Genomic DNA, 12,534 nt, shown 5'->3' on the forward strand with positions numbered 1-12,534 from the left:
TCTTTACGACCGGATGCCCTCTTAGCCTCGCGGCGTTATATCACTGAATGTGCCGACGTAACGAGTTACATCTCCGGAACCATCCTTCACCGCGCTAATTGACAGCAGTTCAAGGTATTCTTCGCCATTTTTGCGTTTATTCCATATTTCACCTTGCCATAATCCATCTTGACCAATTTGACTCCACATAGACGTGTAGAATTCTTTCGAGTGTCTACCTGAACTGTACATATTCGGATTACTTCCAATCACTTCTTCTTCGGTATATCCTGTCAGCCTTGTAAAAGCAGGATTCACAGACTGAATTGTTCCCGAAGCATCTGTTACAAGAATCCCTTGACCCGTTGAATTGAAGACTTCTGCAGACATGCTAAGTCGATCCATATAATAAAGCCAAATGACAAGGACCAAGCTCGCAAGTGCAACTTGAGAGAATGCCATGAAACCGATTGAATAGGAACCTGTCATCGAATGAATAATGGATAGTAGTAAAGGTGGGAAGAATCCTCCAAGCCCCCCCATCATCGATACAATCCCATTAGCAATTCCAGCTTGTTTGTTGAAGTAAAACGGAACGAGTTTGAAGATTACACCATTACCTATTCCTGCTGCAACAGCAATTAACATACTTCCCGCTGTATATAATGCAATAGTAGGTGAAAACGCGAGAATAATAGCCGCAAATGTAAGTCCCGCAAAGACACCCATCAATAAGAACAACGGTTGGAATTTGTCAGCAAGCCATCCTCCGACCGGGCGCAGGAATGTTGCCACTGCAATGAAACCCGCAGTCCGCATTCCTGCATCCACTTTTTCCAGTTCGAAGTACGTGACCAAAAAGTTCGGTAAAAATATTGTAAATGCAACAAATGAACCGAATGTAATGAAATAAAATAATGAGAAGAACCACAGTTTTTCATTTTTATAAACGCCTTTAATTTGCTCAAGTATCGGTGTTTTCACTTTCACTTCTTGCTTGTCACCAAATATGAAATTCAAGGCCGCGAAGATAAGCAACAGTACGAGATAGAATTTGACGGTCATTGACCAACCGACTTGTGTGGCAATTACCGGTGCAGCAAACGTTGAAATTGCAGTACCCATATTCCCCATACCGTAAATACCATTGACGAGACCATGCTTCTCTTTCGGGTAATACTTAGGTAGCGATGTTACACCCACTGAGAATACAGCCCCCCCGATTCCGAGGAACGTACCGCCAACGATCAAATCCGCGAACGTTGAAGCAGCACTTATGTAAAATACCGGAAACAGGAGTAATATGAAACTCACAAAAAAGATAATTCTTGCGCCAAATATATTTGCATAATAGCCAAGTGGAATTCTAAGGATAGATCCCAAAACGACCGGAACAGCAGTTACAATCGCAAGTTTTTCGGCAGGAATAGCAATATCTTCCCGGATGAATGGCAATAGTGAGGATATGAGTACCCATACCATAAAACCGACTACTAAGTTCGCCGTCTGTAATGGAAGTTGTAATTTTTTATTCATTCAAATCAATCCCATCATTGTATTTTGAATGAAACCGACATTGATTCCCTGCTTTAATTATAATTGAATTAGTTCAGTGTAAAATAGTAGGTAGTCCCCGATAACCTATAAGGGTTTTCCCTACATCTAGCAATCTACATACATATGTTGATCATCCAAAAACAACCAGTAAATAACTTAAGCCAACACTAGGCACTTCGTGTACAGTCACTTTTGGATTGCTTTGGATTGAACGACCTCCAAACGATTATCGAGATATCTTGATGTGTAGGGATGACGAAGTCATTTCTAGCCACATTTGTCCCTCGGTAAAGATGTCATGAATAGTTCTCCTAAATCGGACCGGAAATGATCCAGTGAAAATGGTGTTTTTCAAGCCTTTCTTACCTGTTCTTTATGCAAGAAAATGGTTAATCAATAGATGCGCTATCTACGTTATATATGCTTAAAGAATCGAGGTATATAATTGTTCATAGAGTTTATCCTGCTCTTTGATATTGAGGATATTATTAACCATTAAAAATAGTACAGATTCTTCTTTCACAAAATGAACAGTGATAACCTCAAATGCTTCTGCGGCGTCTTGAACTACCTTCTTCATTTCCTCCAGCGTAAAGTGGTTTACATTACCGCGTGTGTGATGAAGAAAATGACCGATGTAGGCATCAATTTCACCATGTTCTTCCTCCGTTGCATTGACTGGTCCCTGTTCTGAACCGACGTATTGGGCAAGCATTGGGAACAAAAATTCTTCTTCTTTGTCTGTATGATTCTTTAACGGTTCAATGAAATCAACGATGAGTTTCCGAAGTGACTTCAGTGCTTCATGGCCTTCTTTGACAGTATAGATATCCCGTTCAAAAGCCAGAACAATTGTATGCCAGCCACTCATTAAATACTCTAAATAGCGATGTTCATTTTCAAGCACACGTAAAGCTGGTAAGTCGAACTTGAACTTTTGTGCCTCAGCCATTTGAAACACACCTTTCTGCTAAAAGTTTAATAGTTTTTTACGTAACGCATATTCAACGAGTTCAGGCCTGCTTTTCAACTGTAGTTTTTCCATAATCCTAGCTTTGTGCGCTTCGACAGTCTTAACAGAAATATATAGTTTCTCTGCAATTTCTTTGTTTCCAAACCCTTTTGCCGCAAGCGGAAGAACTTCAATTTCGCGTTTTGTTAAGATCTTGAAAGGATCATCTTCAACCACTTCCGTGCCCTTTTTAACAAATTCACGGACAAGTGAAGTGGTCATAGCAGGATGAATATACGTATCACCGGCGTGAACTGTACGTATTGCGGCAAGTAATTCACCATCGGGCGCATTTTTTAGAACATAGCCCGATGCTCCATTTTTTAACACATGAAATAAATATTCTTCATCATCATGCATTGTCAAAATAAGAATTTTTGTTTCTGGAAAATCTTCATTAATTTTACCGGTAGCAATTAGACCGCTCTCTCCGGGAGGCATGCTTAAATCCAACAGCAATACATCTGGTCGGTACTTTGCGACTAAAGCATATGCTTCTAGACCATCTGCGGCAGTGGCAACGACTTCCATATCACTTTGGAAATTCAGGATATGCATAAATCCACTACGAACGACGGCGTGGTCATCCGCAATAATTATTTTCATTTGTTATCCTCCCCTTCCTCAGACGCTCTAAGTGGGATTTCCAATCGTACAGAAGTACCTTTACCAATACTCGATTGAATAACGAACTGGCCATTCACCAGTTCTGCTCGTTCTCTCATTCCATAAAGGCCAAGACCTGTACCAATTGGATTGATTTTATTTTTATCAAATCCTGCACCCTTATCATTCACACTCAATTCAAGGTTTCCTGAACGTTCAAACAACCGAACGAAAACTTCATCCGTTTCTGCATACTTAAGCGCATTGAGAATGGACTCCTGGCAAATCCGATAGACAACTGTCTCAATTTCACCTTCATATCTTTTAGCTTCAAGTTCAGCAGTAAAATGAACGATTAATCCATAATTTTTCTCAATCCATTTAAAATGTGTCCTAAAAGCAGCTTCGAGGCCAAGGTCATCTAAAGTAGCTGGTCGTAACTCAACAGACAAGTGACGAATATCATCCAGTAAACGCATCAATGAGCCTTCCGCTTGTTGAATCTTTTTGAGTACTTCAGAATCGACATTCATGTATTTCAACACACGCAAGTCAACAAGGGAACTTAACATTTCCTGGGCTACGCTATCATGTAATTCCCTCGACAACCTCTTGCGTTCATCTTCTTGTGCTTTAATGACATTTTTCATCATGGTTTTCTCGTTAAGTGTTTCTTGTGTCTTGTACTGCTTCGTCAAATCTCTCAGCATGAAGACACGAATTCCATTTTCCTCATCGATGGTCTGATAACTTGCCGTGTACGGAGTTATTCCTTTGCCTTGCGTATCTAGGTAAACTTGAAATGAACTGAAATCTTTTTGTGGACTTACCAAATAGCAGGATAGGCATGTCTGAAGTTCCGATTCACTTGTATACCCTTTACAAGACATGCAAATTGCTTTTACATCTCCCGCAATCATTCCATCCAGTACTTCCGCACCTATAATAAGTTCCGCTGTACTATTCATAGCAATTACTTTTCCAGCTGAGTCAAAAAAGAAGATGGCCTCAGCTGAATTGTCGTACATTTTCATTAACAAGTCTGTCAACTGAAAACTCCCGATTTGCATCACTGTTTTACCATCTCCTTATTATAATACGGACCGAATCTCAGGCCGACATGATTTATAAAGCCTGAAAATTCTTCTGCAGTCATCCTTTTTCCCTCTCGATAAGCTACAAGTAACACACCATGGACACGATTATATTTATAAAGAGGTATCGCTCCAAAACTTTTTAAGTCTTCTGCAACAATAATTGGATAGTTAAACAGATCCATTGAATCAAGTTCCAGGTCTCTATCGTGAACAAAAAATGGTTTTCCTGATTTAAAAACATGCCCTGCAACACCTTTTCCAGTTTGCAAAGTGATACGTTTATATCGGTTGCTACGATTGCCTGTTACGTATTTCCATTTCTGGACGAAACGCATTTCCGCTGACTCAACAAGAGCCAGAGCGACAAAGTCGAAACCAAAAATCGATTGTAACCGTTCTATTTCTTGCTGATAATCAAATCTTAATTGTTCATCCATTGCTATTTCTCCCTATATAGAAAAAAGGCAAAGCTGCCTTTTTTCGTTCATTAGTTTTCACGGTGCCTTCTATACAGGATATAGCTTCTTCCTACATAATTCAACGGTACACTCCAGACGTGAACCAATCTGGTAAACGGCCACATTGCAAAAATGAGGAACCCAGATAAAACATGAAGCTGAAATGCCAGTGGTACACCTATCATATAGGCACCTTCCGGTCGAAAAATCAGCAAGGAACGGAACCATATTGAAATTGAACTTCGGTAATCAAATTCTGGCTGTGTAATACTAGTTGCAATTACACTGTACATACCGATGAATACGATGAACAGCAATAGAGAGTTGACGATTAAGTCTGATGCAGATGACAACTTACGTACGCTTTTTAATGCAAAACGGCGATATGTTAAAATAAACATCCCCGCAAATGTGACGACACCAAAAAATCCTCCACCCCAAACAGCGCCCATATGATACATATGATCACTAACACCAAGTGCTTGCGTCCATTCCTTCGGGACAGCAAGCCCCACGACATGGCCCGCTATTACAGGCATGATGCCAATATGGAACAGTAAACTACCTATCATCAGTTGTTTCTTTTCTATAAATTCACTTGATTTTGCAGTCCAGCCAAACTGGTCGTTCCGGTATCTGAAAATATGCCCTACAACAAATGTTGCCATACACAGATAAGGGAAAATGACCCATAGAAATTGATTAGCCATTTGTAGGCGCCTCCTGACGAGCACATGACTTAAAGGTTACCCTCATCCCCTTAATTAGATGGAAATAGGGACTATTATATTTCTCCAGCGCTTTTAACAGATGATATGTTCCGTCTTCCAAAACAGCGAGTAACATACCAAAACTTTGTTCTGCCCTCGGGTCACCTATCCATTCGCATGCGTAGATAAATTCACACATAAGCGGCAAGAAGTCGGAAAGTTCACCGTCTGGCATATTCAGGCCAAACATTTCATAAAGCACTTTTAATTTAGCAAGCATTTGACCGCGATCTTTCGCATCCTGATACTTTACGTAAGTCATGAACAGCGTTGAATCCGTTTGGAAATCAAACGTATATGTATACATTTCCTGGATATCATCAAAGCTGTAGTCATGCATTAACTCCCAGTAAGTTTTAATATGCACATACGCCGGATGGGAAGAGTCAACTGACTCTTCCATGACTGACGGATGAAAGTTTATCTTTTCCGGGTACGTAAGTTGCTGTGCGAAGAAGCCAAATGTGTGTTTTTCGTTATACAGCTTCTGCAGATCAATCACGCCAAATCCCCCCGTAAAAGTTCTCTTCGTAAATTTCTTTACCTGACTTCACTTGTGGTTGTGTACCACAACCATCACAGCTACTATCTTCTTGTTTTATACCTGCGTAGTTGTATGGACTTTCTGAAGTACCCATACTGTAGTCGCCCATTTCCACATAGCCTTCAGATCCTTGTGAACGGTATGCATTCATATGACCTTCTTTATGTGCTGTCGGGATAACAAAGCGATCTTCGTACTTTGCAATCGCCAGAAGTCTGTACATTGACTTCGTTTGATGAGCAGTCAGACCGACACGTTCTAGACGTGATTCATCGAATTCTTTACCAGATGACATGGCACGCATGTATGAACGCATCATTGCCATTCTTTGCAGTGCACCTTTCACTGTTTCGGTATCTCCTGCTGTAAGCATATTTGCGAGATACTGAATCGGAATACGCATTTCCTCAATTGCTGGGAAAATCATATCAGGATTCTTAATCGAGTCTTTACCTTCAAAATAGTTCATGATTGGGCTCAATGGCGGGACATACCATACCATCGGCAACGTGCGGTATTCAGGGTGAAGCGGGAAGGCAAGTTTATATTCAATTGCTAGTTTATAAACCGGTGAATTTTGTGCGCCTTCAATCCATTCTTCGGAAATACCATCTTTTCTAGCCTGAGCAATAACTTCCGGATCATTTGGATCGAGGAATAAATCAATTTGCGCTTTGTACAAATCTTTTTCGTTCGGTGTAGAAGCCGCTTCTAAAACGCGATCTGCGTCATATAAAAGAACACCAAGATAACGGATTCTGCCTGTACACGTTTCAGAACAAACCGTTGGTAGTCCCGACTCAATCCTCGGGAAACAGAATGTACATTTCTCGGCTTTATTTGTTTTCCAGTTAAAGTAGACTTTCTTGTATGGACAACCGGTCATGCAATAACGCCAGCCTCGACACGCTTCTTGGTCTACGAGGACGATTCCATCTTCATCGCGTTTGTAGATGGCGCCTGATGGACAGGATGCCACACAACTCGGATTGAGACAGTGCTCACAGAGTCTTGGCAAGTACATCATAAATGCTTGTTCAAAGTTAAATTTAATTTCTTCTTCTATCTTTTCAATATTAGGATCCATTGGTCCCGTAATGTGAGCCCCAGCAAGTTGGTCTTCCCAGTTTGGGCCCCATTCTAGATCAATGTATTCTCCTGTCACAACAGACTTTGCACGAGCAACGGGCGTATGTTTACTGTCTGGTGCCGAAGTCAGTTTTTCATAGTCATATGTCCATGGTTCGTAATAGTCCTTCATTTCAGGCATATCCGGGTTATAGAAAATCTTCCCTAGAGCAATTTTTGATAGCTTCGAACCGGATTTCAATTCGAGTTTACCTTTTTTATTAATTTGCCATCCGCCTTTATAAAGCTCCTGGTCTTCCCAGCGTTTTGGATAGCCTATCCCCGGTTTTGTTTCGACGTTATTAAACCACATATACTCTGCACCTTCACGGTTTGTCCACGTCGTTTTACACGTAACACTACATGTATGGCAGCCAATACATTTATCCAGATTCATTACCATTGCAACTTGTGCTTTAATTTTCAAGCCAGTTTACCTCCTTCATCTTACGGACTGCAACGTACTCATCTCGCTGATTTCCGATTGGTCCGTAGTAGTTGAATCCGTAACTGAGTTGCGCATAGCCGCCAACCATTTGCGTCGGTTTCATGTGAATTCGCGTCGGCGCGTTATGGCTTCCGCCTCGTTCCTCTGAAATTTCAGAGCCTGGTACTTGAATATGCTTGTCTTGCGCGTGATACATGAACATGGTTCCTTTAGGTATTCTGTGACTGACTACGGCACGTGCAGTAACAACACCGTTTCGGTTGTAAACTTCAAGCCATTGGTTGTCGTCAATACCATGCTCTTCGGCATTTTCACTGGAAATCCAGACAGTCGGTCCCCCACGGAATAACGTCAGCATATGCTGGTTGTCCTGGTACGTCGTGTGGATATTCCATTTACCATGCGGCGTCAAATACCTAAGTACAAGTGAATCTTGACCGCCTATGATTTTTTTGTCTCGCGGTCCGAATACCATTGGTGGAAGCGTCGGTTTGTAAACGGGTAGACCTTCTCCGAAATCCAGGAATAATTCATGGTCAATGTAGAAGTGCTGTCTTCCGGTCAATGTCCTGAACGGAACCAGTCGTTCGATATTTGTCGTAAAAGGCGAGTAACGGCGCCCGAGTTTATTCGAACCGGAGAATACTGGTGTCGGTATGACTTCACGCGGCTGTGCAGTAATGCTTGCAAACGTGAAGCGCTCTGCCGCGCGATCGGCTGAAATATCTTTCAGTTCAACGCCGGTATCTGCTTCTACTGCTACGAAAGCCTTTTGAGAAACGCGACCATTCGTTGCAGAAGATAGTGTCAGCATTGCTTCTGCCGCATGTTTTGCTGTGTGCAGTTTAGGCAATCCGTTTTTGATAGATTCATCGAAATAGGTGCCGTTGATGCCCTTCATCATTTCATATTCATCGGCTACAGAAAAACTGACGCCGTGCGCTCCCACTTTACCAGTAGATAATAATGGTCCAAGCGTGACGTATTTATCATAAATTTGTGTATAATCACGTTCGACAATTGTCATAGCTGGCATTGTTTTACCCGGTATCGCTTCAACTTCACCTTTTTTCCAGTCCTTCACTTCGCCATAAGGCTGAGCAATTTCCTGGATAGAATCATGCGCAAGTGGCGAAGTTACAAGGTCTTTATAAACGCCTGGAAGATGAACTTTTGCCATTTCCGAGAATGTTTCCGCAAGTGCGCGGTAAATATCCCAATCAGAACGAGATTCCCAAAGCGGGTCAACTGCTGGGTTGAACGGGTGAACAAATGGATGCATATCTGTTGAAGAAAGATCGTGTTTCTCATACCAAGTTGCTGCTGGAAGAACGACATCTGCGTACAACGGAGTTGTTGTCATTCTGAAATCCAGTGCCACAAGAAGATCGAGTTTTCCTTCCACATCATCGCGCCAAACAATTTCTTCAGGCTTAACATCTTCATTTGGTGTTGCAAGCAGAGCGTGGGAAGCGCCGAATAAATGTTTCATAAAGTATTCCTGACCTTTTGCAGAACTCGACACTAAGTTGGAGCGCCAAACAAATAGAGAACGCGGGAAGTTTTCCGGTGCATCCGGATCTTCAATTGCAAATTTTGTTTCGCCTGACTTGATTTGTTCCAGTGTATAATTAACGATTTCCTGTGTTGTTGTTTTTCCTTCTTTGGCTGCCTCTTCTGCAAACGTCAGGCTGTTCTTGTTGAACTGAGGGTAAGATGGCAACCAACCAAGTCGTGCAGCCAAGACGTTATAGTCTGCAGGATGCTGATAGCGGGCTTTTCCGCCTGTCGGTGACATAAGAAGATCCGCGCCCATTTCCTCGTACTTCCATTGATCAGTTGCAAAATAGAAATAAGATGTCGCGTTTTGAAGTCGCGCCGGCGCTTGCCAGTCACGTGCAAATGCGATTGTGCTCCACCCTTCAATCGGACGGCATTTTTCTTGACCAACGTAATGGGCCCAGCCACCACCATTAACGCCTTGACAACCAGTTAACATAACGAGGTTAAGGATCGATCTATAAATGGTGTCACTGTTAAACCAGTGGTTAATACCTGCACCCATAATAATCATCGAACGGCCGCCTGTTTCAAGCGCATTATGTGCAAATTCCCGCGCGATTTGGGTAACCAGTTCAGGTTTAACACTTGTGATTTTCTCCTGCCATGCTGGCGTGTAGAATGATTCTGCGTCGTCATAACCAGATGCTTCGAGTTCACTACCAATCCGGTTAACACCATACTGGCTAAGCATCAAATCGTGAACAGTTGTTACAAGACTTTCGGTTCCGTCTGCAAGTGTTACTTTTTTCACCGGAATCGGACGTTTGAATGTTCCGTTTGACACGTTGTCGAAGAATGGGAAAACAATTTCTTTCCATTCCGCGCCATGATCGGCCACTGACAAGGCCGGTTCAACGCGTGTTCCGTCTACATTATCAAGAATTAGATTCCACTTCTTGTCCTCTTCCCAACGTTGTCCCATCGTACCGTTCGGAACAATAATTTCATTTGTCGTTTCATCAAAAATAACCGGTTTCCACTCAGCGTGCTGGGATGCTTGCCCTATATCACTTGCCCGTAAAAATCGACCCGCTTTATAAGAATCTTCATGTGTATCGAGTGTTATTAGGAAAGGCATATCTGTATATTGTTTCGCGTAATTCAAGAACATCGGCTCTTTACGCTGTTCATAAAATTCATCGAGAATGACGTGCGTCATTGCTTGAGCAACTGCAGCGTCCGTTCCGGGATTTGCCGCAATCCAGTCATCCGCATGCGTAACACTTTCTGCGTAATCCGGGGCCACAGAAACTACTTTCGTCCCTTTGTAGCGCACTTCTGTCATGAAGTGAGCATCTGGCGTTCTTGTTAGCGGTACATTCGATCCCCACATAATGATGTAACCAGCGTTAAACCAATCACTCGATTCAGGGACGTCTGTCTGCTCACCCCAAATTTGTGGAGAAGATGGCGGTAAATCCGCATACCAGTCATAGAAGCTAAGCATTTCGCCGCCAAGAAGAGAGAGGAATCGTGCACCTGACGCATAGCTGACCATTGACATTGCCGGAATCGGTGTAAATCCAGCTATCCGATCGGGACCGTACTTTTGGATTGTATAAATAAGCTGTGCCGAAATCATTAAGGTTGCATCTCTCCAGTTAACCCGGACATGGCCGCCTTTGCCACGCGCTTTTTTATATTCATCTGCCTTATCAGGATCTTCTACGATGCTAGCCCATGCTTTTACAGGGTCTTTCAGTTCAGAAACTGCTTTAGTCCACATACGCCATAACTTCCCTCGTATGTATGGATACTTCACGCGAAGCGGGCTATATTCATACCAGGAAAATGAAGCTCCACGAGGACATCCACGCGGTTCAAATTCAGGCATATCAGGGCCACATGAAGGATAATCAATTTGCTGGTTTTCCCAAGTAATAATGCCGTTTTTCACAAATACTTTCCAACTGCATGACCCTGTACAGTTCACGCCATGCGTTGTCCGAACCACTTTGTCATGAGACCAACGTTGGCGGTACATATTTTCCCAATCTCGACTTTTTTCTTCTAAAATTGACCAATTTCCTGAAAAACGTTCAACTGGCTTGAAATAATTAAGTCCAAATTTTTTCTTCATTGGAATAGCTCACTCCTTTTTAGAATAACTAACGATCTATGACGGGAATCAAAGACTTATTCATTCTCATACTATTAATTTTAAGAATAATCCTGATTCTTTCCTAGTAGGGATGTGCCTATTTGATGTGGGGAATACCCTTATAAAAAGAAAGGCTCAAGACGCCCTGAGCCCGGAGCTAGCCAACGTTCCATGTTGAAAATCAATAGTTTCTATCTTCAAATAAAAAGACTGCCTACTCTACCCATTACGGACTAGATTAAGCGACTTTTTTCGAATCGCTATATACGTGTTACTACTTTCTCTGTCACTATCAGTACTTCTCCAAACTTACCTAGCACCCTGGCGAACGTTAAAACGCCTACTGGCTAGCAAACCTAGCCATGCAAGTGGTTTCATACTATCCCAGACTCTTTCATATCTATTTCTATAGTCATAACGGACTTCGCTAAACCATTCCACACAAAAAACCACCTTTGTAGATAGGTGGTTTTTTGTCCTTTAATCAATCACAGTGCGACCCGGACACGGTCGAATAAGTTGTTATTTTCGAGATGGACATGTTCAAATGTGTCTTTTTCAAGTTGTGCAAGACGTGCGTACACGAGTCTATACGTTCCACAGGCTTCGTCTGGTAGCGTGAAATTATTCGTTAGATCACGTATTTCAAATAATAATTTACCTGCGTGTTCGTGCTCTTGCTCAAGTTCCGTTACAAGCGGCTTAACCTTTTCTTTCAATTCAGGTGTAGGATTTTCTAAAAACTCCAGAATTAGCGGAAATACGTTGGCATCTTCGTCTGCCGTGTGATCAAGAAGTTCACTTCGTAATTCTTTAAAAATCTCTTGAACGCGAAGTAGATGCGGATGATTTTCTCCATGGACACGGGCAACCTTTGTAATGTACGGTGCGAGAAGCGGTAATTCTTCCCGTAGCCCAGTATGATACTTTTCTTGAATATAGGAGACGAGCGTTTTTGAACCGAATGACGTTGGATCGATGCCACTTTGCTGCTCGCGTTTCTCCTCTATTTTTTTGACACTATTTAGAACCTCTTCAGGATTGAGTTTTCGTTCTTTAGCTGCATCTTTAAGAGCAATTTTTCCACCGCAACAGAAATCGATGCGCAAACTTCTAAACAAATCAGCACTTTGAGGGAGCTCCGTGACGATATCACAAACTTGTGTATCAAGTGTTAGTCGACTCATAATTTTTTCCTCCTCTGCTTGTTTTAATGAGAATTATTCTCACCCTTAGTTTACAAGGCAGCCATTCGTACCGATAGTAGGGTT

The 12,534-nt window shown here is 42.2% G+C and carries 10 protein-coding genes; all 10 read right to left on the reverse strand.

Going from position 1 to position 12,534, the window contains the following annotated elements; all coding sequences use genetic code 11:
* Positions 1-21: 21 nt before the first annotated feature.
* The gene (locus AZE41_RS20220) at positions 22-1,515 is read right to left on the reverse strand and encodes a nitrate/nitrite transporter (protein WP_067213451.1); all 1,494 of its coding nucleotides are present in this window, start codon (positions 1,513-1,515) and stop codon (positions 22-24) included.
* Positions 1,516-1,960: 445 nt separating this feature from the next.
* Positions 1,961-2,488 (reverse strand): hemerythrin domain-containing protein, encoded by a 528-nt coding sequence (locus AZE41_RS20225; RefSeq protein ID WP_067213453.1) that lies wholly within the window; start codon positions 2,486-2,488, stop codon positions 1,961-1,963.
* Positions 2,489-2,506: 18 nt separating this feature from the next.
* A complete protein-coding gene (locus AZE41_RS20230; RefSeq protein ID WP_067213456.1) occupies positions 2,507-3,154 on the reverse strand; it encodes a response regulator in 648 nt (215 codons plus the stop codon).
* The gene (locus AZE41_RS20235) at positions 3,151-4,224 is read right to left on the reverse strand and encodes a sensor histidine kinase (protein WP_067213458.1); all 1,074 of its coding nucleotides are present in this window, start codon (positions 4,222-4,224) and stop codon (positions 3,151-3,153) included. Before AZE41_RS20235 ends, AZE41_RS20230 begins: the two co-directional genes overlap by 4 nt.
* Positions 4,224-4,688, reverse strand: coding sequence for a GAF domain-containing protein (locus tag AZE41_RS20240; RefSeq protein ID WP_067213461.1), 465 nt, complete (start codon positions 4,686-4,688; stop codon positions 4,224-4,226). Before AZE41_RS20240 ends, AZE41_RS20235 begins: the two co-directional genes overlap by 1 nt.
* A 50-nt stretch (positions 4,689-4,738) precedes the next feature.
* On the reverse strand, positions 4,739-5,419 hold the full coding sequence (narI, locus tag AZE41_RS20245; protein ID WP_067213468.1) for a respiratory nitrate reductase subunit gamma: 681 nt from the start codon (positions 5,417-5,419) through the stop codon (positions 4,739-4,741).
* A complete protein-coding gene (gene narJ, locus AZE41_RS20250) occupies positions 5,412-5,981 on the reverse strand; it encodes a nitrate reductase molybdenum cofactor assembly chaperone (protein WP_067213470.1) in 570 nt (189 codons plus the stop codon). The genes narI and narJ overlap by 8 nt, the downstream gene beginning before the upstream one ends.
* Entirely contained in the window at positions 5,974-7,578 is a 1,605-nt protein-coding gene (narH, locus tag AZE41_RS20255; protein WP_067213472.1) for a nitrate reductase subunit beta, read from the reverse strand. The genes narJ and narH overlap by 8 nt, the downstream gene beginning before the upstream one ends.
* Complete coding sequence (locus AZE41_RS20260; RefSeq protein WP_067213473.1) at positions 7,568-11,242, reverse strand: nitrate reductase subunit alpha; 3,675 nt, start codon at positions 11,240-11,242, stop codon at positions 7,568-7,570. The genes narH and AZE41_RS20260 overlap by 11 nt, the downstream gene beginning before the upstream one ends.
* Positions 11,243-11,751: 509 nt before the next feature.
* On the reverse strand, positions 11,752-12,450 hold the full coding sequence (gene ric, locus AZE41_RS20265) for an iron-sulfur cluster repair di-iron protein (protein ID WP_067213475.1): 699 nt from the start codon (positions 12,448-12,450) through the stop codon (positions 11,752-11,754).
* Positions 12,451-12,534: the final 84 nt, after the last annotated feature.

The sequence above is a fragment of the Sporosarcina psychrophila genome (genome assembly GCF_001590685.1).
Lineage (GTDB): Bacteria > Bacillota > Bacilli > Bacillales_A > Planococcaceae > Sporosarcina > Sporosarcina psychrophila.